This is a genomic window from Mesobacillus boroniphilus (assembly GCF_018424685.1).
Taxonomy (GTDB): Bacteria; Bacillota; Bacilli; order Bacillales; family Cytobacillaceae; genus Mesobacillus; species Mesobacillus boroniphilus_A.
On sequence record NZ_QTKX01000022.1, the window covers coordinates 1 to 428 of the forward strand.

The following is a 428-nucleotide window of genomic DNA, read 5'->3' on the forward strand; positions in this document are numbered from 1 at the left end:
TTCACGTTCCTTTAATGGTATTGTGAGTCCAACTTACGCATACGATGGTGGTGGTTACCAACTCGCACAACAAGGTTTTATTTTTTCTAACGGCTTGAATGGTCCAAAAGCAAGATTAAAATTATTAGTCGCGTTAAGCAATAATTTAGATAAAGCTGAAATCAAATCATATTTTGAATTATAATGAATACGTAACATAAAAAGGACTATGTACAATCATTAGTCATCAACCTCATTTGACATATCATGAATGTCAGTCGTTGTAAAACTAAGTTATTTAGTACATAGACCTTTATTTTTATGATTCTAAGGGCGTTTGTTTCTTAGCTAGCATGCTTTGAGCAATAATGCCCCCGTGGAATTTACCATTTTCAATAAAAATGGTATTCGCATCGTTCCCTGCAGCAATTACACCTGCAATATAGCAA

At 33.9% G+C, this 428-nt stretch carries 2 pseudogenes; one reads left to right on the top strand and one right to left on the bottom strand.

Features of this window, described 5'->3' with window-relative positions:
• Nucleotides 1–184: pseudogene (locus tag DYI25_RS22300) on the top strand (asparaginase); the annotation flags it as partial.
• Nucleotides 185–298: 114 nt separating this feature from the next.
• On the opposite strand, the pseudogene DYI25_RS22530 reads toward DYI25_RS22300, so the two are convergent.
• Nucleotides 299–428 (bottom strand): annotated as a pseudogene (locus DYI25_RS22530) (hypothetical protein); the annotation flags it as partial.